Here is a 19,838-nt window from a genome sequence, read left to right on the forward strand (position 1 = left end):
TCAATGGCAATTTGTCGCACGCTCGCAATCCTGCTGATCGCCAGCCTCTTGCCCGTTGAGGCGGCACCGGCCGCAAACACCACCGTGCATGATGCGCGCGACCGCGACGTCATCATCGACAACCCCTCGCGAATCGTCTCGATCGGGGGGGCGATCACCGAAATCCTTTATGCGCTCGGCTTCGAGGACCGTGTCGCCGGCGTCGATGCGACCAGCCTCTATCCGGCCGCCGCGCTGCGCGACAAACCCAATGTCGGCTATATGCGCCAGCTCTCGCCCGAGGGCGTGCTCGGGCTCAACCCGTCGCTGGTGCTGGCGGTGCAGGGTTCGGGACCGAAGGAAACCATGGACGTGCTGGAAGCGGCCAAGGTGCCGCTGGTGCTGGTGCCCGAAACCTTCTCCGAGCAGGGATTGCTCGACAAGATCAAACTGGTCGGCCACGCCATGGATGCCGATCCGCGCGCCGAATGCCTGACCACCGCCGTCGCGCATGATCTCGCGCAATTGCGCGAGCTGCGCGCCAAGGTGACGAAGCCGGTGCGGGTGATGTTCGTGATGTCGCTGCTCAACGGCCGCGCCATGGCGGCAGGCCGGAAAACGGCGGCGAACGAGATCATCCAGCTCGCCGGCGGCGTCAATGCGGTCGAGGGCTATGACGGCTACAAGATCGTCAGCGACGAGGCGATCGTCGCCGCCAAGCCCGACGTCGTGCTGTCGATCCAGCGCGGCAAGGATTCGCTGGAAGCCGAGGCGATCTATGCGCATCCCGCCTTCGCGCTGACGCCGGTCGCGGCGAACAAGAGCTTCATCTCGATGGAAGGACTCTATCTGCTCGGCTTCGGACCGCGCACGGCGGCTGCAGCGCGCGACCTTTCCACGAAGCTATACCCGGCGCTGGCGCCTCAGGCAGAGAAGTTCGTGCCCGCGGCGCTCGCGGCGAATTGCCGGCAATGAGCGCCTTGGCGGACGCGCGTGGCAATACTGCCGATCCTCGTACCAAGCGCTCGCGGCCGCCGGCAACGCTGACGCTGCTTTGCCTTTGCGCCGCGCTCGTCGGCACTGCGCTCATTGCGGTGACGCTGGGTGCGGCCGGAATCCCCCTCGCCCGCCTTCCCGCCGCGCTCGGCCTGTGGGGCGACGGAGCGGCCAATCCGCTGGTTGCGCGCGACCAGCTCGTGCTGTGGTCGATCCGGATTCCGCGGATCGTCGCCGCCGCGATGGTTGGTGGCCTCTTGGCGGCGTCCGGCGCGATCATGCAGGGGTTGTTCCGCAATCCCCTCGCCGATCCCGCGCTTGTCGGCGTCTCCAACGGCGGCGCCTTTGCTGCAGCCGCCGCGATCGTCTTCACCGACAGCCATATCGGCGAGAGCGTCCGCTTCATGCAGCACCAATTGCTGCCGCTGTCGGCGTTCGTCGGCTCGCTCCTGACGACGATCATCCTCTACAGCATCGCGAGCCGTGCCGGGCGGACGTCGATTGCGATCTTCCTGCTCGCGGGAATTGCGATCGCCGCGATCGCCAATGCCGGCATCGGGCTTCTGGTCTTCGTCGCCGACGACCGCCAACTCCGCGACATCACCTTCTGGATGCTGGGCTCGATGAGCGGCGCGACCTGGGGCAAGATCGCGACACTGGCGCCGGTGCTCACTGTTGCGCTGCTCGCGTGCCTGTCGATCGCGCGCGGGCTCGATGTGCTCGTGCTCGGCGAGGCCGAGGCTTTTCACAGCGGCGTCGACGTCGAGCGATTGAAACGGATTTCCATCATCCTGGTTTCAGCCATGACCGGGGTCGCGGTCTCCGTGTGCGGCGTCGTCGGCTTTGTCGGCATCGTGGTGCCGCATCTGCTCCGGCTTGCGATCGGACCGGCGCACCGGCTGCTGCTGCCGGCTTCCGTGCTGCTGGGCGCCGTGCTCCTGGTCGGCGCCGACACGATGGCCCGTACCATCGTGTCGCCGGCGGAAATGCCGATCGGCATCCTGACGGCGGCGGTCGGCGCGCCGTTCTTCCTCGCCATCCTGTTGCGGCAGCGCAGCCTGGTTTCGCTATGATTCCGATGCTGCAGGCAAGCTCGGTCTCGGTCGTGGTCAGTGGCGCCACGCTGGTCGATGCCGTCGATCTGCGTGTCAATCCGGGCGAGATGATCGCGATCGTCGGGCCGAACGGCGCCGGGAAGTCGACGCTGCTGCGCATGCTGTCCGGCGACATCACACCGACGCGCGGCACGGTCGAATTGAAGCAGCGCACGCTCCGCGCCTATCCGCCGCGCGAATTGGCGCGGCATCGCGCCATGCTGTCGCAGCATGTCAACGTCACCTTCCCGTTCACGGTAGAGGAAATCGTCTACATGGGCGCGGGCGACAATTCGCGCGCGACGGCCGCGCCGCTGGTCGAGTCCGCACTGGATGAGGTCGGGCTGAGCGGCTTCCGCCATCGCCAATTGCCGACGCTGTCGGGCGGCGAGCAGCAGCGCGCGCATTTCGCCCGCGTGCTGGTGCAGCTCGCCTGCGGCGAAGCGCAGAACGGTGCGGGCCTGTTGCTGCTGGACGAGCCGACCTCGAGCCTCGATCTCAGGCACCAGATCGACCTGGTCGAGACCGCGCGCCGCCGCGCGCAGAACGGGACCGCTGTGATCGCGATCCTGCACGACCTCAACCTCGCGATGCGCTTTGCCGACCGTCTCGTTCTCCTGCATCGCGGCCGGCTTGCGGTCGACGGCGGCCGCAGCGAGGCGATGACCGCGGAGACGATCCGCACCATCTTCGAGGTCGACGCCACGATCGACCATACCGACGGCGGCATCCCCTTCCTGCTGCCGCAGACGATGCGACCGGTGACGTAACGCCGCAGGCATATCCAGCAGCAATTGCCGGCCGTCACGAAATTGTCAGCCGCTTGTAACACGCGCCTCCCAGAACTCCGCCGCGTTCATCTTCAGGGGAGATCAACATGCGCAAATCACTGCTTTGCTCCGTCGCGTCCATCGTGCTGCTGTCGGGAGCCGCCTTCGCGCAAGGCGAAGGCGAATATCCGGCGACCCTCAAGGGCCACGCCGTGCTTCCGGCGGAAAGCTTCATCGACGCGCCGGCCGATGCACCGAACGATCTCAAGACCTCGGGCAAATACACCACCGGCCGCCGCGTCGACGCCACCGGCACCGTGATGGGCAAGTCCTACGAGCGGCCGACCGGCGTCTCGCTGCCGTTCAAGGGTCAGCCGCTGCAGGGCCATTCCGGCATCAAGGTGATGGCGGACGGTACCTTCTGGGTGCTCACCGACAACGGCATGGGCTCGCGCTACAACTCGGCCGATTCGATGCTGTACCTGAACCGGCACAAGATCGACTGGGCAAGCGGCAAGATCGAGCGTCAGGAAACCGTGTTCCTGCACGACCCCGACAAGAAGGTGCCGTTCCGCATCGTGCATGAGGATACTGCCAAGCGCTATCTCACCGGCGCCGATTTGGACACCGAAGGCTTCCAGATCATCGGCGACACCTTCTGGATCGGCGACGAGTTCGGGCCCTACGTGATCAAGGCTGACAAGGCCGGCAAGGTGCTGGCCGTGTTCGACAGCATCGCCGACGGCAAGCCGGTGCGCTCGCCCGATCACTGGTCGGTGCAGTCGCCGGGCGCGCCGGGCGCGAGCTACACCACCGTCAACCTGCGCCGCTCCAAGGGCTATGAGGGCTTTGCGTCCTCCAAGGACGGCAAGTTCCTGTACGGCCTGCTCGAGGGCCCGCTGTGGGATGCCGAGAAGAAGGACTGGGAGAAGGTCGACGGCAAGGAAGCCTCACGCATCCTCGAGTTCGACGTCGCGAACGAGAAGTTCACCGGCCGCTACTGGCACTATGTGTTCGAGCAGAACGGCAACGCCATCGGCGACTTCAACATGATCGACGCCACCAATGGTCTGATCATCGAGCGCGACAATGGCGAAGGCACCGCGGACAAGGCCTGCCCGCAGGGCCAGCGCGGCGAGAACTGCTTCCCCGATCTCGCCAAGTTCAAGCGCGTCTACAAGGTCGAGCTCTCGGATGCCAATGTCGGCAAGCCCGTGCGCAAGGTCGCCTATATCGACCTGATGAAGATCCGCGATCCCGACAAGAAGGCGAAGAAGCCGCTCAATGACGGCGTGCTGACCTTCCCGTTCTTCACCATCGAGAACGTCGACAAGGTCGACGACACCCACATCATCGTCGGCAACGACAACAACCTGCCGTTCTCCTCGAGCCGCGATCCCAACAAGGCCGACGACAACGAGTTCGTTCTGCTGGAAGTGGGTGAGTTCCTGAAGGCGAAGTGAGTGACTCCCTCTCCCCGTTCTTCACGGGGAGAGGGACGGGGTGAGGGGCTCTCTCCACGATTACGGTGGCAGATGTATTCGCGGAGAGAGCCCCTCACCCGGATTGCTTCGCAATCCGACCTCTCCCCGCAAGAGCGGGGCGAGGTAAGAACCACCTACCCCGCCGGCGTCATCACGACGCCCTTGTCCTTGGGCCAGCGGATGCGCCAGGCGAAGTTGATCTCCTTCAGCTCGCTTGGTTTCGCATCGAACGTCCATTGCAGCACGCCACGCTTGTCGCGCAAATTGGTCGCGGTCGGCGCCGTGGTCTGCGGCAGCATCTCGACCACGATCTCCTCGCTCTCGCTGACCGGAAGCTGATCCTCGATCGCGACGCGGATCGGGAAATCATGGCCGTTGCGGATGCTGGTCTTGAACGCGCGTTCGTCGGTCTTCGATGTCGTCACGATCAGACCCGCCGAGCCCTCGTTGCGCTTGACCACCGAGCGCTCGACCTTGACCTTGTCGTCGGCGCCGAAGCCGAGCCGCACCGTCTCATCCTTGCCGGCGGAAGCGATCTTGCCGCGGCCGACGAACACGCCGTCGCGGTAGATCGCGACGCGGCCGGGCAACAGCGGCGCGTCCTCGGCCTGCTTGAAGCTCGCCTCCAGGAACGCCGTCGGATCGAGCACCGGCACGGCGCGGATCGTCAGCTCGGGCGCGATCACGTGGCTTCCGATGCGCAGGCTCTTGGCTCCCTCGCTGGCGCCAACGCTGACGCGGCCGGGGATTTTGAAGGTGGCCTGGAAGTCGCCGATCTCGGCCACCGCCTGCTGCTCGTCGGCGTGCTCGCGCGCATCGAACGCCTCGGCGGCCTTCGCGGCTGGCGCCGAGCGCAGTGCGGTCGCCGGCCGCGCCAGCTCCGGCACGGCGCTTGACAGCGGCACCGGGCGCGGAGGCTGAGGATACTGCACGAGCAGCGAATTCAATTCGGGCGCGCTGTCGCCACGGGCAATGCGCACGGTGGAGACGCCGAGCGCGACGTTCGACCAGTCCTCGCCGGTCGACTGCGTGATCTCGGCGCGGCGCACCAGTTCCAGCGAGGGTTTTCGATCTCTGGCGCCGGTATCGAGGCGCGCGTCGTAGATCGGCGCCCAGCGCGCATTGCGCACCGAATAGCTGACGCGCAGGGTGGCTTTCGCAGCAGTCGCGGCGGCGAGGTCGATACGGACCTCGAGCTTGCTTGGCGGCTTGGCGGCGCGGTCGGATTCCAGCCGCGCGATCTCGCGGTCGAGATCGCGCTGCTTGCGCTCGGCTTCACGGGTCGCGGTATCGGCGATCGCGATCTCCTCGGAAACGGCGGCAAAAGCGGCGCGCCATTCGGACAGCGGCCGCGCCTCGCCCTCCTCGCCGATGCCGACCGGGGCGGCTTCGGCAAAACGCGCGGCGAACTGGCGACGGGCCCTGGCGGCGTCGATCGCCCCTTGCAGATTGGCGTGCTCGTCCTTCAGCGCCTCGATCCGCTTGTCGAGCTCGGGCAGGTTGACCGGCGGCGCCGCGCGCGGCTGGCGCGTGTCGATCGAGCCGATCGTCAGCTTGCCGTCGGCGTCGCCTTCGACGCGCAGCGAGGATGGATCGAGCGACAGCGGAAAATCTCTGGCGACCAGCGTGCTGTCGCCGGACGGCAGATCGAGCGTGATGACGCGGGTGACGCTCGCACCATCGGGATAGACGGTCACCGCATCCACCGTCGAAGATGCATCGACGTCAGCCGCGCGCGCCGGCAAAGCGGCAAGCGCGGTGACCAGCACCAGACTGGTGGTGACAAGACAATTGGCAATCAAACGCATTGGATCCCTCTCCTGCATAGCGCGCAGACTTCAGCCTGTCGGCACTGCCGGACAGTGGCTGATGTCACACCCCCATCGGTGGTGAGACGCAGCGAGAAAGAAACCGGTTCGATTGCGGTTTGCGTGAGGCGTGGCCCGAAACAAAAAACACGGCGCGTAAACGCGCCGTGCTTCCGTTCATGTGGCGTTCAGCCGAGCCAGGCTCAGCTATAGATTTCAAACAGCCCGGCGCCGCCCTGACCGCCACCGATGCACATGGTGACGACGCCCCACTTGGCCTTGCGGCGGCGGCCTTCCTGCAGGAGGTGGCCGGTGAGGCGCGCGCCGGTCATGCCGAAGGGGTGGCCGATCGCGATCGAGCCGCCATTGACATTGTACTTCTCGGGATCGATGCCGAGCTGGTCGCGGCAGTAGAGGCACTGGCTGGCGAAGGCTTCGTTGAGCTCCCAGAGATCGATGTCGTCGATCTTCAGGCCGTGGCGCTTCAACAGCTTCGGCACCGCGAACACGGGTCCGATGCCCATCTCGTCCGGCTCGCAGCCGGCGGTCGCCCAGGCGACGAAGCGGCCCAGCGGCTGCAGGCCGCGCTTCTCAGCGTCCTTGGCTTCCATCAGCACCACGGCGGCGGCGCCGTCGGAAAGCTGGCTGGCATTGCCGGCGGTGATGTACTTGCCGGCGCCCCTCACCGGCTCGAGCTTCGCGAGACCCTCGATCGTGGTGTCGGGACGGTTGCACTCGTCGCGGTCGACGACATAGTCCTTGATGCTCTCTTCCTTCGTCACCTTGTCGACCACCTTCATCTGGGTCTTCATCGGGACGATCTCGTCCTTGAACTTGTTCGCCTGCTGTGCGGCCGCCATGCGGCGCTGCGACTCCAGCGAAAACTCGTCCTGATATTCGCGGCTCAGCTTGTAGCGCTCGGCGACGATGTCGGCGGTGTCGATCATCGCCATGAAGATGTCGGGCGCGGTCTTGAGCAGCTCCGGATCGACCGATTCCTTCGGCGTGCCGCCGCCGGGAATCGAGATGCTCTCGACGCCGCCGGCAACGATGCATTCGGCGCCGTCGGAACGGATCGAGTTGGCGGCCATGGCGATGGTCTGCAGCCCCGAGGAGCAGAAGCGGTTCACGGAGACACCCGCGGTTGACTTCGGCAGGCCGGCGAGCAGTGCGGCCTGACGGCCGATATTCGGCGCGCCGTGCGCGCAATTGCCGAGATAGCAGTCCTCGACATACTCCTTGTCGACACCGGCGCGCTCGACGGCATGCTTGATAGCGTGCGCCGCCAGCGACATCGGCGGAGTGATGTTGAACCCACCGCGGGCGGACTTCGCCAGCCCCGTGCGTGCATAGGAAACAATAACGGCTTCACGCATTGTGTTTTCTCCCTTGTTCGGACGGCCTGATATGACCGGTCTTGGCCCATTCGTACACGGATTTTGTCGGGTGCCAAACGACAAACGCCGCCTCCGATGCCGGAGGCGGCGTCATGTTCCGCAGGTCGGAATATGTGGTGTGTGCGAGTCCGTATCCACGCGCGTCATGCCCGGGCTTGTCCCGGGCATCCACGTCTTTCGGCGAACGCGGACAAGCGTGGATGGCCGGGACAAGCCCGGCCATGACGAAAGATGGTAGCTAGAACACCAGCGCCTTGACCTGCTTGACCTGCGGCAGCGCCTGCACCTTGGCGAGCACGTCCGCCGGCACCGGGCCGTCGACCTCGACCAGCGCGATCGCGTCGCCGCCTTGCGCGACGCGGCCGAGATGGAAGGTCGCGATGTTGATCTTGGCGTCGCCGAGCAGGCTTGCGAACTTGCCGATGAAGCCCGGCTTATCCTCGTTGGTCACATAGATCATCGACTTGCCGAACTCGGCGTCGACGCGGATGCCCTTGATGTCGACCAGCCGCGGCTTGCCGTCGTGATAGACGGTGCCGGACACCGAGCGTTCCTGCCGCTCCGTCGTCACGGTCACGGTGATCAGGCTCTCATAGTCGCTCTGCGCGGCGCGCGTCACCTCGTCGACCACCATGCCGCGCTCCTTGGCAACGACAGGCGCGGAGACGACGTTGACGTCGCCCAGCATCGGCCGCAGCAGGCCCGACAGCACCGCCGAGGTCAGCGCCTTGATCTTCATCTCGGCGACATGGCCCTCATAGGTGATCTGGGTCTTGACGATGCCGCTCTCGGTGAGCTGGCCGGCGAACGAGCCGAGCTTCTCGGCGAGCTCGATGAACGGCTTCAGCTTCGGCGCCTCTTCGGCCGTGATCGAGGGGAAGTTGATGGCGTTGGAGATCGCACCGGTGAGCAGATAATCCGACATCTGCTCGGCGACCTGCAGCGCGACATTCTCCTGCGCTTCCGTGGTGGACGCGCCGAGATGCGGGGTGCAGATCACGTTGGGATGGCCGAACAGGATGTTCGAGGTCGCCGGCTCCTCGGAGAACACGTCGAAGGCGGCGCCCGCGACATGCTTGGAGTTGAGCGCGTCGACCAGCGCCTGCTCGTCGACGAGGCCGCCGCGGGCGCAATTGACGATGCGGACGCCCTGCTTCATCTTCGCAAGCGCTGCGGCATCGATGATGTTGCGGGTCTTGTCGGTGAGCGGCGTGTGCAGGGTGATGAAATCGGCGCGCTTGAAGAGATCGTCGAGCTCGACCTTCTCGACCCCGATATCCTTGGCGCGTTCCGGCGACAGGAACGGATCGAAGGCGATCACCTTCATGCGCAGGCCGAGCGCGCGGTCGCAGACGATCGAGCCGATATTGCCGCAGCCCACTACGCCCAGCGTCTTGTTGGTGATCTCCACCCCCATGAAGCGGTTCTTCTCCCACTTGCCGGCCTGCGTCGAGGTGTCGGCCTGCGGGATCTCGCGAGCGAGCGCCAGCATCAGCGTGATCGCGTGTTCGGCGGTCGTGATCGAATTGCCGAACGGCGTGTTCATCACGATGATGCCCTTGGCCGTCGCCGCCGGGATCTCGACGTTGTCAACGCCGATGCCGGCGCGGCCGATCACCTTCAGCCTGGTGGCCTTCTCGATGATCTTGGCGGTCGCCTTGGTCGCCGAGCGGATCGCGAGGCCGTCATAGTTGCCGATGATCTCGGCGAGCTTTTCCTTGTCCTTGCCGAGATTGGGCTGGAAGTCGACCTCGACGCCGCGATCCTTGAAGATCTGCACGGCCGCGGGCGACAGGGCGTCGGAAATGAGAACTTTGGGTTTGCTCATGGGAGTGGTCCCTCGATGGACGATGCACTGATGGCGTCACCCGCGAACCTGCCTCGCGAGTCCATCTTCTTTTCGTGATGGATGGCCGGGTCAAGCCCGGCCATGACGATGAAGAGGTGACGTTACTTACGCGGCCTTCGGCAGCGAGGCCTTGGTCTCAGCGAAGGCCCAGTCGATCCACTGCGTGAGCAGCTCGACGTCCTTGGCTTCCACGGTGGCGCCGCACCAGATGCGCAGGCCTGCCGGCGCATCGCGATAGTGCGCGAAGTCGAAGCCCGCATTCTCCTTCTCAACCAGGGCAACCAGCTTCTTGCAGAAGTCGGCCTGCAGGTCCGGCGCGAGCGAGGTGATCGCGGGATCCGTGATCCTCAGGCACACCGAGGTGTTGGAACGGATCGCGGGATCCTTGGCCAGGAAATCGATCCACGGCGTCCGCGCCTTCCAGTCGGCGAGCACCTTGGTGCTGGCGTCGGCGCGCGCGATCAGGGCCTTCAGGCCGCCGATCGATTTCGCCCAGGCGAGCGCGTCGAGATAGTCCTCCACGCACAGCATTGAAGGCGTGTTGATGGTCTCGCCTTCGAAGATGCCCTGGTTGAGTTTGCCGCCCTTGGTCATGCGGAAGATCTTCGGCAGCGGCCAGGCCGGCTTGTAGGTCTCGAGCCGCTCCACCGCGCGCGGCGAGAGGATCAGCATGCCATGCGCGGCCTCGCCGCCCAGCGCCTTCTGCCAGGAGAAGGTGATGACGTCGAGCTTCGGCCAGTCGAGCGGCTGCGCGAATGCCGCCGAGGTCGCGTCGCAGATGGTGAGGCCTTCGCGGGTCGCGCTGATCCAGTCGGCGTTCGGCACGCGGACACCAGAGGTGGTGCCGTTCCAGGTGAAGACGACGTCACTTGCCGGATCGACCTTGGAGAGATCCGGGATCTCGCCATAGCCGGCGTTGAGCTTGGTAACGTCCTTGAGCTTCAGTTCCTTGACGATGTCGCTGACCCAGCCCTCGCCGAACGATTCCCAGGCCAGCGTCGTGACGGGCCGCGCACCGAGCAGCGACCACAGCGCCATCTCGACAGCGCCGGTGTCGGAGGCTGGCACGATGCCGATCTTGTAGTCGGCCGGCACCTCCAGCACTTCGCGCGTCAGCTCAATAGCTTGCTTGAGCTTGGCCTTGCCGATCTTCGCGCGATGCGAGCGGCCGAGCGCGGCATCCTTGAGATTTTGGGGAGTCCAACCGGGGCGCTTGGCGCAGGGGCCGGAGGAGAAATGCGGCACGTTCGGCCGCGAAGCGGGCTTCGCTGCAGTCATGATCTACCCTTCCAGATAGCTGCCTCTCGGTGGGGAGAGGTTTCCCGCCGTCGGAGATAGTGGAAGGGTAAAGACTCGTCAAGGAACTTCCTGATGATCACAGGCGATTGATGGCGCCTCGTCGGGCGATGGCGCCTGATCAAGCAGTCCGGCCGCATCGTTCACCAGCTTGACGGCCTTCCGCCGGCTGGAGACTCTCATGATGCTCTTTTCATCGGCCTGCACGATGTATTCGTTGCCCGCCCTGACGATTGAATATCGCTTCATCTGAAATATCCCCAAGCTGTCCCAGAACGCGAAGACTTTGGACCGGCATCGCGTTCGATCTTTGCTTGATCATGATCTCTTGCGGATCATGTTCTGCCGCTGGGAGACGCGTAACTAGCAGCAGCGTTCCCGGCCGTAAAATTACGGAGGCCGGCGTAGTTTATCGCTTGTTAACCGGAACGCAGAGCGACGACTACCACTGCGATCAGCGATCTTGCCCGCGCAACTTGGCGCAAGTCAGAAGCGCATCGTCATGCCGATATGACTGCGTTGAAATCCAAGCCGTTCATAGAAACGCTGCGCGTCGGTGCGGGTGTGATGCGTCAGCAGTTCGACGAGGATGCAACCGCTCGCGCGCGCTTCAGTGATCGCCCATTGCACCATCTGCTCGCCGATGCCGCGGCTGCGGCAGTGGGTTGCAACGCGCACATCCTCGATCAGGCCGCGCGAGGCGCCTTGCGAACTTATGCCCGGCAGGATGCATAGTTGCAGGCAGCCGACCACTGCGCCGTCAGCGTCCTCGGCGACCACGAGCTTGAAATTCGGATCGCGATCGACCTTCTCGAACGCGGCGAAATAGGATTGAGGCAAGGGATCCTCGATCCGCTCGCGCGCGCTGCCAAGCCGATCGTCCGCAAGCATGCCGACGATGACGGGAACATCGTCGCGACGGGCGCGGCGGATCGTGATCGAGGACGCAGTTGCCATGATGTGTTCCGAAAAAATTAGCGTGCTGGCACAAGCCCGAGTGAGTTCTCGGCCTCATTGATCCAGCGGCCAAGCGCGGGATAGCCGCCGAGATCGAAGCCGCCCTCATGCGCGAGCCGCGTGTAGGCGAGCAACGCCACATCGGCGAGCGAGAGCGCCTTGCCGGCCAGAAAGGGCGTCAACGCAAGCTGCTGCTCCATCCGCGCCAGCGCCGTATGGCCGCGCTTGACCTTCTCAGGATCGAGCTCGGAAGCGGATTTGCCGAGATAGCGCATCTGGAACCGGCACACGGCGATATAGGGCTCGTGGCTGTATTGCTCCCAGAACAGCCACTCATCCATCTTCGCGGCGGCGAAATCATCTGACGGGATGAGGTCGCTGCCACGGGCGAGATAGCGGATGATGGCGTTGGACTGCGCCAAAGCGCGGCCGTCGTCGAGCACGATCGTCGGCACCTGTCCGGCGCTGTTCATGCTCAGGAAGTCCGCACTGCGCGTCTCCTGCTTGAGGATGTCGACGTCGATCCATGTGTAGGGCAGCGCGAGGTAATCGCACACCCATTTCACCTTCAGGCAATTGCCCGACTTGTCGTCACCGTAGATTTTCATGGCTGGCTGCTGTCTTGCTCCCGAATGACAGAGCACCAGTGGAAACAGAAGCTGTCAACACGTGGGGCACAAACGCGCCTAGAATTTGTAGCCGAGACCGGCGCGCACTGTGTTGATGTTGGTATCGACCGTTGTGGTGAAGCGGATGTATTCCCATTCCGCGCGCATGAAGAGGCCCCCGACGAGATTGATGTCGATGCCAAGGCCGGCAGTGTAGCCGTAGATCAGGTGATTGTGCACGGCATCGGTCGCGCGCAATGGCATCAACGGCCTGAAAGGTCCAAACGGATCGGCACTCACCGCGTCCGTAACGAGTGCACTATGCGAAATGTCGGCCTTGCCTAGCGCGAAGCCGCCGAACGCATAAGGTAGGAAGCATCCGAACGCATAGGCTGCGCGCCCCCGGAACGTCGCGATGTCCGAGATCGAGATCGAGGACGCCGAGGTGACTGCGACGTCATGGTAGCGGGTGTCGGTGAGAGGGGCGCCGCTCACAAGCTCCTTGCTGGCGCTGGCCGCGCCGCCAAAGCTGCCGTGCACGTAGCTCGCCTCCAGGCCGAGCACGACGTCACTCCATTGCCAGTTGTATCCGACAAAGGCTCCGTATGCGGACGACCGCGCCGTCTGCTTTCCGAGACCGAGATTCCATTGCGCAACGCCCATCTGCTGGACGATGTTGTCGGAAATCAGCGAGGAGATCAAAGATGACGGCTTGCTGTCGAAATTGGCATCGGACGATCCGTAGCCGGCTTGGCCACCAATGTAGAGACCTTCCCAGTAAGCTCTGGAGGTTGTCAGCCCATCGGTGAAGCTGCCGCGAAGCACCGGGAGATCGGGAAGATCGGCGGCCTCTACGCTCGTCACCGCGCCACACATTGCCGCCGCCAGCAGAAACCTACGCATCGCCCACGCCCCCAAATCGACTTAACCAAACCCGGAGACGATCATCGCTCGTTAACCTTAACCAATGGTTGTCACGCGCCGCGTTTGCCACAATCTTCCGCGTGATGGCCGCGCTTTCCACAAAACGAAAACGGCGCGGGAGCATCCCGCGCCGTTTGCAATCGTTAACCGATGAAGGTTCGTATTAACCTTTGCGCACCAGCGGCGGCGGTGCGTAGACCGGCTGCGGGCTGTCCAGATTCCAGCGCACGCCGAGCTTGAGATCGTGCGAGGTGATATCCCTGAAGTTCATTGGATTGTTGGTCGTGAAGCCCTGGAACGTCGTCACGGGTCCGGTCAGTCCCGAACCGAGGTCGACGTAGCTATAGGCGACTTCGAGCGTCAGGTTTGGACTGACCTTGTAGGCAAGACCTGCATGCGCCGCCCATGCGAAATTCCACTTGGAAGCCGAAGCGGCGGTCGCAAAGCCCGGCGCAATCACGCCGGGTGAGAAATCGGCAAGACCTTGATCAGTGAAATTGGAGACGGTCACGCGCGCTGCGCCAACACCGGCGCCGATGAACGGCGTCACGCACCACCAGGTGCCGAGATCGACATAGGCGTTGGCAAGGACAAGCCATTCCGACTTGCTTGCGTTGTAGTTGTCGGACCCTGCGCCAATAACTCCGCCGCCAAGCGGATAGGTCACGAGATCCTGTCCGTGAAAATTCGTCCTTCCACGATACTGGCCGGTGATGTCGGCGCGGAACCAGTTGTTGAACTGATAACCGACACCAAGACCGAAGATGCCGCCGGTATCGAAGCCGGTCTGCTGGTTCAAGGAGAGCAGCGGCGCGTACAAGGCGTTGTTGCCGTTGCGCACTTCCTTCACGCTCTGATTGCTGAAGCCGATATCGCCGCGCAGATACCAGCCGCCGAAATCTTCTACCGGCGGCGGTCCATAGGCCGGAGGCGGCGCGATCGGCATATCGGCGGCGAATGCCACCGAGGAAATCAAGGAGACCGCACCAGCGGCAAAGAGAGATTTAACGCAACGCATTGGCTTCGTCCTTTTGGCCAGTGAGGCGAGCAGGGAAGCCTCACGTCTGAAAACCCACGGCCGGACGATGGCACTAAATGCTTAAGCGGCGCTTAACCCTAATTATTAAGGTTGACAACCTCTGACGATTTTCCCGAAAGCTCGCGGTATTGCGCTATTCCCGCTGTCGAACAGAAAGCGGTCGCGCCACAAATGCTAACGATGCGTTGACGAAATCTTGGCTCTTGTCTTGACGCGTTTTCTTCGCGCGAACCGGATCCACCCTCGGATCAAGTCCGAGGGCATGCTTCGCTCGAAAACGCTTTAATGCGCGTGGTTCGGCATTTTCGGCAGGAACACCGCAAGCAACCCGATCGCCGGCAGGAACGCGCAGAGCTGATAGATGAAGGCGATGTCGGTGTGATCGGCAAGCCTGCCGAGCACCGCCGCGCCCAAACCGCCGATGCCGAAGGCAAAGCCGAAGAACAGGCCGGAAATCATGCCGAAGCGATGCGGCATCAGTTCCTGCGCGAACACGATGATCGAGGGCGTCGCCGACGAGATGATCAGGCCGATGAACACGCTGAGCACGGCGCTGGTGACGAGGCCGGCATAGGGCAGTGCCAGCGTGAACGGCAGCGCGCCGAGGATCGAAAACCAGATCACGTATTTGCGGCCGAAGCGGTCGCCGAGCGGTCCGCCCACGAAGGCGCCAGCTGCGTTCGCTGCAAGGAAGATGAAGAGATAGAACTGCGCCGCTTGCGTCGAGACGTCGAACCTCTCGATCAGATAGAAGATGTAATAGCTCGAGAGGCTCGAGACATAGAGCTGCTTCGAGAACAACAGCGCGACCAGCACGGCGAGCGCGATCGTCACCCGCCGCCCGGTGGGCGCGTCCGGGTGCTGCTCGACGACCGCCGCCTTCTTGGTCACGATCTGCGGCTTGTACCAGGCACCGATGCGCCACAGGATCAGGATCGCAAGACCCGCAATCGAGGAGAACCACGCGATCGAGGGCTGCCCGAACGGCACCACGATCAGCGCCGCGAGCACCGGACCCATCGAGGTGCCGAAGCTGCCGCCAAGCTGGAACACCGATTGCGCAAAGCCGTAACGGCCGCCCGAAGCGAGCCGCGCGATCCGCGCCGATTCCGGATGGAACACCGCCGAACCGAGCCCGACCAGCGACGCCGCGATCAGGATGATGCCGTAGTGATGCGCGCCAGCGAGCAGCAGCAGGCCGAAGAAGGTGAAGCCCATGCCCATCGCAAGCGAGAACGGCTGCGCCTTCTTGTCGGTGAAATGCCCGACCAGCGGCTGCAGCAGCGACGCCGTGAACTGGAACGCCAGCGTGATCATGCCGATCTGCGTGTAGTCCAGCGCGTAGGCGTCCTTCAGGATCGGATAGACGGAGGCGATCAACGACTGCATGGTGTCGTTGAGGAAGTGCGAGAAGCTGATGCCCGCCAGTACGATGTAAGCCGGCCCCACCGCGGTCGCGCGGGCTGCCACGCGCGGCGTCACGTCTGATACCAGCACCGGTTCAGCCAGCGCTTCTTCTGAGACGGCAACGGGCTTGTTCAACGGAAATTCCTGGCAGGGAGCGGCGAAGCGGCAATCGGTGCTGCTTACGCCGCAGCAAACGCTGCGACCACCGACAATAGATGATGGCTGCGATGCTACCGGCGCGCGTTGGATCAAGAGCATTTAGAGAAGCGATGGCGGTGCTTCTCCCTCTCCCTACCCTTCGCGGGGAGAGGGTTGGGTGAGGGGCTCTCTCCGCGAACACGGTGACCGACGAATTCGCGGAGGCTCCCCCTCACCCGGATCGCATCTGCGATGCGATCCGACCTCTCCCCGCAGGCGGGGCGAGGTGGGCGCGTCCGCTTCTCTACTGTGTTACGCAGCAGCAGCCGCGGCATGGCCGAGTGCGGAGACGATGTGATCGACGACTTCCTCGACCAGGAGGCGGTCGTCGCCCTCGCCCATCACGCGGATCACCGGCTCGGTGCCGGAGGAGCGGACCAGGAGGCGACCGTGGCCGTTGAGCCGCTTCTCGGCGTCGACGATGGCGGACTTGACCTCGGCATCATCGAGCGGCCTGCCGCTGCGATAACGCACATTCTTCAGGATCTGCGGCAGCGGATCGAAGCGGTGGCAGACTTCCGACACCGGGCGGCGGAGCTTTTGCACCACGGCAAGCACCTGCAGCGCGGCGACGAAGCCGTCGCCCGTGGTGGCGTAATCGGAAAGGATGATGTGGCCCGACGGCTCGCCGCCGAGATTGTAGCCATCACTCAGCATCCGCTCGAGCACATAGCGGTCGCCGACCGGCGTGCGCACCATGTCGAGGCCAATGCCCTGCAGGAAACGCTCGAGCCCGAGATTGGACATCACGGTGGTGACGATGCCGGGCTTGGCGAGCCGGCCCTCGTCCTTCCAGCTCTGCGCGATCACTGCGAGTAACTGATCGCCGTCGACCACATGACCGCGCTCGTCGACCAGGATCACGCGATCGGCGTCGCCATCGAGCGCAATGCCGATATCGGCGCGCATCTCGCGCACCTTCTTGGCCAGCGTTTCCGGCGCGGTGGAGCCGCATTCCTTGTTGATGTTGAAGCCGTCGGGCTCGACCCCGATCTGCACGACGTCGGCGCCGAGCTCCCACAGCGCTTCCGGCACCACCTTGTATGCGGCGCCATTGGCGCAATCGATCACGACGCGGAGGCCGTCGAGGCTCAATTCGCGCGGCAACGTGCGCTTGGCGAATTCGATGTAGCGGTCATGGACGCCGTCGATGCGGCGGGCGCGGCCGAGGCTCGCGCTCTGAGCGAGCCGGCGCTCGATCGGCTCGTCGAGCAGTTGCTCGATCTGCTTCTCGACGTCGTCGGACAGCTTGAAGCCTTGCGGCCCGAACAGCTTGATGCCGTTGTCCTCGAACAGATTGTGGGAGGCTGAGATCATCACGCCGAGATCGGCGCGCATCGACTTGGTGAGCATCGCGACCGCCGGCGTCGGCATCGGGCCGAGCAGCAGCACGTCCATGCCGACCGAGGTGAAGCCCGCGACCATGGCATATTCGATCATGTAGCCGGACAGCCGCGTGTCCTTGCCGATCACCACGCGATGGCGATGGTCGCCGCGCTGAAACACCAGGCCGGCGGCCTGCCCCACCTTGAGGGCGAGCTCCGGCGTAATCAGACCATTGGCACGGCCGCGAATCCCGTCGGTCCCGAAATATTTACGGCTCATATCACCCCCAAGTAAGGCCTGGGCTTCTCCAGCCACCTCAGCGAGAAGCCCGAAACATCATCAGGCAGGCGTTATAGTGCGTCGGCCGCCAAGACGGCTTCAAAATATATGATGAATCATTACCGTCGCCTGAAGGCAAGAGTTTAGGTTAATATATTGTAAAATAATGTATATTTCGGAGGCCGGAGTTCCTACGGACAGCGGCCGGCAGCCACTCTAGCGCTTGCGGAGGATGTGATGGTCGTCCTTGGACGGCGCCGGCTGGGTCACATTGACCGGGTCGGAGGCCGGAAAAGTCTCCTCCAACCCCTCCTCCAGGGACTCCTCGAGCGCCCGCTTTTCGCTCTCGGCATCTTTCGGCTTGGGGGTCGATCCGGTCATGGTGGCCTCCTACTAGGTCGGATTTCGCGGGGCGATTTGGCAGATGATCCAACCATGCTAGATGACGGCGCATTCGCGAAATACAAGACGGGCCGGGAGCGTCCATGAAGCACATCACCTGCATCGAAGATCTGCGCCAGCTACACAAGCGCCGCGTGCCGAAGGCATTTTTCGACTATGCCGACCGCGGCTCCTATACCGAGGACACGCTGCGCGCCAACAGCGAGGATCTTCAGCAGATCAAATTCCGCCAGCGCATCCTGGTCGACGTCTCCAAGCGTGACCTCAGGACCACGATCCTGGGCGAGCCGGCCGCGATGCCGCTGATCCTCGCCCCTGTCGGCCTGCTCGGCATGCAGCATGGCGATGGCGAGATCTATGCCTGCCGCGCCGCACAGGCCGCAGGGATTCCGTTCACGCAGAGCACGATGTCGATCTGCTCGATCGAGGACATTGCGGCCGCCGTCGACAAGCCGTTCTGGTTCCAGCTCTACGTCATGAAGGACCGCGGCTTCATCAAGGCGCTGATCGAGCGCGCCATCGCCGCCAGGTGCAGCGCGCTGGTCCTCACCGTCGACCTGCAGGTGATCGGCCAGCGGCACCAGGACATCAAGAACGGCATGACCGTGCCGCCGGAATGGTCGCTGTCGAAACTGATCGATTTCGCCACCAAGCCTGCCTGGGTCTCGGGCGTGCTGCGCGGCAAGCGCCGCACCTTCGGCAATCTGGCGGGCCACCTCAAGATCGACCAGGACATCACGTCGCTGTCGACCTGGATCAATTCGCAGTTCGACACTTCGCTGAACTGGAAAGACATCGACTGGATCCGCAGCATCTGGCCGGGCAAGCTGATCCTCAAGGGCATCCTCGACGTCGAGGACGCGGAGATCGCGGCCAAGACCGGGGCGCAGGCGATCGTGGTCTCCAACCATGGCGGCCGCCAGCTCGACGGCGCCCCCTCCTCGATCGAGGTGCTGCCCGAGATCGTGGACGCCGTCGGCTCGCAGGTCGAAGTCATGTTCGACGGCGGCATCCGCACCGGCATGGACGTGATGCGCGCGCTCGCGCTCGGCGCGAAGTCCTGCATGATCGGCCGCGCCTATGCTTACGGCCTCGGCGCCGGCGGACAGGCGGGCGTCACCGAGGCGATCAACGTGCTGGCGAAGGAACTGCTGACGACCATGGGCCTGTGCGGCGTCAACACCATCGCCGAGATCGACGACAAGGTGCTGGCGGTTTAAGTCAACACGCGCGCGATGCCGATTGATGTGCGCTCGCCCCTTGCGGGAGAGGGCAGCTCCGACATCGGCAACGAGCGCGTTTGGGTGGGGGGTTTCTCTCCGCGAGTGCAGTCGCTCGCGGAGAGAACCCCTCATCCGTCGCGCATTTGATGCGCGCCACCTTCTCCCACAAGGGGAGAAGGGAAGACAGCAACCCGCACTTACATCGGCGGTGTGATGCCGTCGCGGCCGACGCTGATGCGGTCGGCCTCGAGCGAGCCGTCGGGCGACTTTTTCGTGAATGCGATGATCTTGGCGCCCGCCTTGAGCTCGGACTTGTCGCCGGGGACGTAGGTCACGACAGGCGTATCGGGCGAGACCAGCATCTTCTTCTCGCCGTCCTTGTATTTGACGAGCAGCGTGTGGCCGTCATTGCTGACAACGGATTCGGCGACCGTCGCATTGGTCATGCTGCTGTTGGGGCGCGTGTCCCAGGGCCGCGAGCCCTCGCCGGTGCCGCGCATGTCCTCCGGGAAGACGTGAACCTCCACCGCTTTCGGCGTGCCGTCGGAACCCGGCACGGTCGTAGCGCCGATGAAGGAACCGACCTTGATGTCGGACAGTGCGATCTTGGCGATGCCGGCAACGCGCGCGTCGCTGGTCAAATGCAGCTTGACGTCTTCACCGCTGCGCGACTTGACCGTGACTGTGTCGCCGTCGACGCTTTCGATGGTGCCGCGCAGGCGCGACGACACCGGCGGCTGCTGCGCGATCGCATAAAGGGTTGATGCCGCAACCATGGCGACGGCAAACAGCGGGCGGGCGA

Annotated in this window: 18 protein-coding genes; 5 read left to right on the plus strand and 13 right to left on the minus strand. The window is 64.1% G+C overall.

All coding sequences use genetic code 11. The features are described from left to right. Positions 1-3: 3 nt before the first annotated feature. The 4 genes from AC5ZG5_RS22880 to AC5ZG5_RS22895 all read left to right on the plus strand — a co-directional run bounded on the left by AC5ZG5_RS22880 (position 4) and on the right by AC5ZG5_RS22895 (position 4,302). The gene (locus tag AC5ZG5_RS22880) at positions 4-954 is read left to right on the plus strand and encodes a heme/hemin ABC transporter substrate-binding protein (RefSeq protein ID WP_456643887.1); all 951 of its coding nucleotides are present in this window, start codon (positions 4-6) and stop codon (positions 952-954) included. Then, a complete protein-coding gene (locus AC5ZG5_RS22885) occupies positions 951-2,048 on the plus strand; it encodes a FecCD family ABC transporter permease (protein WP_456643888.1) in 1,098 nt (365 codons plus the stop codon). Before AC5ZG5_RS22880 ends, AC5ZG5_RS22885 begins: the two co-directional genes overlap by 4 nt. Continuing rightward, the gene (locus AC5ZG5_RS22890; RefSeq protein ID WP_456643889.1) at positions 2,045-2,839 is read left to right on the plus strand and encodes a heme ABC transporter ATP-binding protein; all 795 of its coding nucleotides are present in this window, start codon (positions 2,045-2,047) and stop codon (positions 2,837-2,839) included. The genes AC5ZG5_RS22885 and AC5ZG5_RS22890 overlap by 4 nt, the downstream gene beginning before the upstream one ends. 107 nt (positions 2,840-2,946) lie before the next feature. Beyond that, a complete protein-coding gene (locus AC5ZG5_RS22895) occupies positions 2,947-4,302 on the plus strand; it encodes an esterase-like activity of phytase family protein (RefSeq protein ID WP_456643890.1) in 1,356 nt (451 codons plus the stop codon). 155 nt (positions 4,303-4,457) lie between these two features. Here AC5ZG5_RS22895 and AC5ZG5_RS22900 read toward each other — a convergent pair whose 3' ends face one another. The 12 genes from AC5ZG5_RS22900 to AC5ZG5_RS22955 all read right to left on the minus strand — a co-directional run bounded on the left by AC5ZG5_RS22900 (position 4,458) and on the right by AC5ZG5_RS22955 (position 17,792). Further along, the gene (locus tag AC5ZG5_RS22900; protein ID WP_456643891.1) at positions 4,458-6,131 is read right to left on the minus strand and encodes a mucoidy inhibitor MuiA family protein; all 1,674 of its coding nucleotides are present in this window, start codon (positions 6,129-6,131) and stop codon (positions 4,458-4,460) included. 203 nt (positions 6,132-6,334) lie between these two features. Continuing rightward, positions 6,335-7,507 (minus strand): thiolase family protein, encoded by a 1,173-nt coding sequence (locus AC5ZG5_RS22905; protein WP_456643892.1) that lies wholly within the window; start codon positions 7,505-7,507, stop codon positions 6,335-6,337. A gap of 259 nt (positions 7,508-7,766) precedes the next feature. Next, positions 7,767-9,356, minus strand: a complete 1,590-nt coding sequence (serA, locus tag AC5ZG5_RS22910; protein WP_456643893.1) for a phosphoglycerate dehydrogenase — start codon at positions 9,354-9,356, stop codon at positions 7,767-7,769. 126 nt (positions 9,357-9,482) lie between these two features. Then, on the minus strand, positions 9,483-10,655 hold the full coding sequence (locus tag AC5ZG5_RS22915; RefSeq protein ID WP_456643894.1) for a phosphoserine transaminase: 1,173 nt from the start codon (positions 10,653-10,655) through the stop codon (positions 9,483-9,485). 78 nt (positions 10,656-10,733) lie between these two features. Continuing rightward, complete coding sequence (locus tag AC5ZG5_RS22920; protein WP_028163851.1) at positions 10,734-10,922, minus strand: hypothetical protein; 189 nt, start codon at positions 10,920-10,922, stop codon at positions 10,734-10,736. A 237-nt stretch (positions 10,923-11,159) separates the two neighbouring features. Further along, positions 11,160-11,630, minus strand: a complete 471-nt coding sequence (locus AC5ZG5_RS22925; RefSeq protein WP_028163852.1) for a GNAT family N-acetyltransferase — start codon at positions 11,628-11,630, stop codon at positions 11,160-11,162. Positions 11,631-11,647: 17 nt separating this feature from the next. Then, positions 11,648-12,238: a glutathione S-transferase family protein gene (locus AC5ZG5_RS22930; protein ID WP_456643895.1), complete on the minus strand. Its 591-nt coding sequence runs from the start codon at positions 12,236-12,238 to the stop codon at positions 11,648-11,650. 78 nt (positions 12,239-12,316) lie between these two features. Next, entirely contained in the window at positions 12,317-13,141 is an 825-nt protein-coding gene (locus AC5ZG5_RS22935) for an outer membrane protein (RefSeq protein WP_456643896.1), read from the minus strand. 184 nt (positions 13,142-13,325) lie between these two features. After that, positions 13,326-14,180 (minus strand): outer membrane protein, encoded by an 855-nt coding sequence (locus tag AC5ZG5_RS22940; protein WP_130227924.1) that lies wholly within the window; start codon positions 14,178-14,180, stop codon positions 13,326-13,328. Positions 14,181-14,483: 303 nt separating this feature from the next. Continuing rightward, a complete protein-coding gene (locus AC5ZG5_RS22945; RefSeq protein WP_456643897.1) occupies positions 14,484-15,743 on the minus strand; it encodes an MFS transporter in 1,260 nt (419 codons plus the stop codon). Between the two features lie 315 nt (positions 15,744-16,058). Further along, positions 16,059-17,411: a phosphoglucosamine mutase gene (glmM, locus tag AC5ZG5_RS22950; RefSeq protein WP_028163857.1), complete on the minus strand. Its 1,353-nt coding sequence runs from the start codon at positions 17,409-17,411 to the stop codon at positions 16,059-16,061. A 216-nt stretch (positions 17,412-17,627) separates the two neighbouring features. Then, positions 17,628-17,792 (minus strand): hypothetical protein, encoded by a 165-nt coding sequence (locus tag AC5ZG5_RS22955; RefSeq protein ID WP_165435371.1) that lies wholly within the window; start codon positions 17,790-17,792, stop codon positions 17,628-17,630. A gap of 104 nt (positions 17,793-17,896) precedes the next feature. On the opposite strand from AC5ZG5_RS22955, the gene AC5ZG5_RS22960 reads away from it, so the two are divergent. Next, complete coding sequence (locus AC5ZG5_RS22960; RefSeq protein ID WP_028163858.1) at positions 17,897-19,033, plus strand: alpha-hydroxy acid oxidase; 1,137 nt, start codon at positions 17,897-17,899, stop codon at positions 19,031-19,033. A 200-nt stretch (positions 19,034-19,233) separates the two neighbouring features. Here the strand turns inward: AC5ZG5_RS22960 and AC5ZG5_RS22965 are convergent, their stop codons facing one another. Next, complete coding sequence (locus AC5ZG5_RS22965) at positions 19,234-19,812, minus strand: hypothetical protein (protein WP_456643923.1); 579 nt, start codon at positions 19,810-19,812, stop codon at positions 19,234-19,236. Positions 19,813-19,838 lie beyond the last annotated feature (26 nt).

Source organism: Bradyrhizobium sp. Ses1 (assembly GCF_059512365.1).

Bases quoted from the DNA above. Each gene is read 5' to 3' on its own strand.
- AC5ZG5_RS22880 (WP_456643887.1), top strand. From the start codon at position 4: ATGGCAATTTGTCGCACGCTCGCAATCCTGCTGATCGCCAGCCTCTTG.
- AC5ZG5_RS22885 (WP_456643888.1), top strand. From the start codon at position 951: ATGAGCGCCTTGGCGGACGCGCGTGGCAATACTGCCGATCCTCGTACC.
- AC5ZG5_RS22890 (WP_456643889.1), top strand. From the start codon at position 2,045: ATGATTCCGATGCTGCAGGCAAGCTCGGTCTCGGTCGTGGTCAGTGGC.
- AC5ZG5_RS22895 (WP_456643890.1), top strand. From the start codon at position 2,947: ATGCGCAAATCACTGCTTTGCTCCGTCGCGTCCATCGTGCTGCTGTCG.
- AC5ZG5_RS22900 (WP_456643891.1), bottom strand. From the start codon at position 6,131: ATGCGTTTGATTGCCAATTGTCTTGTCACCACCAGTCTGGTGCTGGTC.
- AC5ZG5_RS22905 (WP_456643892.1), bottom strand. From the start codon at position 7,507: ATGCGTGAAGCCGTTATTGTTTCCTATGCACGCACGGGGCTGGCGAAG.
- serA (WP_456643893.1), bottom strand. From the start codon at position 9,356: ATGAGCAAACCCAAAGTTCTCATTTCCGACGCCCTGTCGCCCGCGGCC.
- AC5ZG5_RS22915 (WP_456643894.1), bottom strand. From the start codon at position 10,655: ATGACTGCAGCGAAGCCCGCTTCGCGGCCGAACGTGCCGCATTTCTCC.
- AC5ZG5_RS22920 (WP_028163851.1), bottom strand. From the start codon at position 10,922: ATGAAGCGATATTCAATCGTCAGGGCGGGCAACGAATACATCGTGCAG.
- AC5ZG5_RS22925 (WP_028163852.1), bottom strand. From the start codon at position 11,630: ATGGCAACTGCGTCCTCGATCACGATCCGCCGCGCCCGTCGCGACGAT.
- AC5ZG5_RS22930 (WP_456643895.1), bottom strand. From the start codon at position 12,238: ATGAAAATCTACGGTGACGACAAGTCGGGCAATTGCCTGAAGGTGAAA.
- AC5ZG5_RS22935 (WP_456643896.1), bottom strand. From the start codon at position 13,141: ATGCGTAGGTTTCTGCTGGCGGCGGCAATGTGTGGCGCGGTGACGAGC.
- AC5ZG5_RS22940 (WP_130227924.1), bottom strand. From the start codon at position 14,180: ATGCGTTGCGTTAAATCTCTCTTTGCCGCTGGTGCGGTCTCCTTGATT.
- glmM (WP_028163857.1), bottom strand. From the start codon at position 17,411: ATGAGCCGTAAATATTTCGGGACCGACGGGATTCGCGGCCGTGCCAAT.
- AC5ZG5_RS22955 (WP_165435371.1), bottom strand. From the start codon at position 17,792: ATGACCGGATCGACCCCCAAGCCGAAAGATGCCGAGAGCGAAAAGCGG.
- AC5ZG5_RS22960 (WP_028163858.1), top strand. From the start codon at position 17,897: ATGAAGCACATCACCTGCATCGAAGATCTGCGCCAGCTACACAAGCGC.
- AC5ZG5_RS22965 (WP_456643923.1), bottom strand. From the start codon at position 19,812: ATGGTTGCGGCATCAACCCTTTATGCGATCGCGCAGCAGCCGCCGGTG.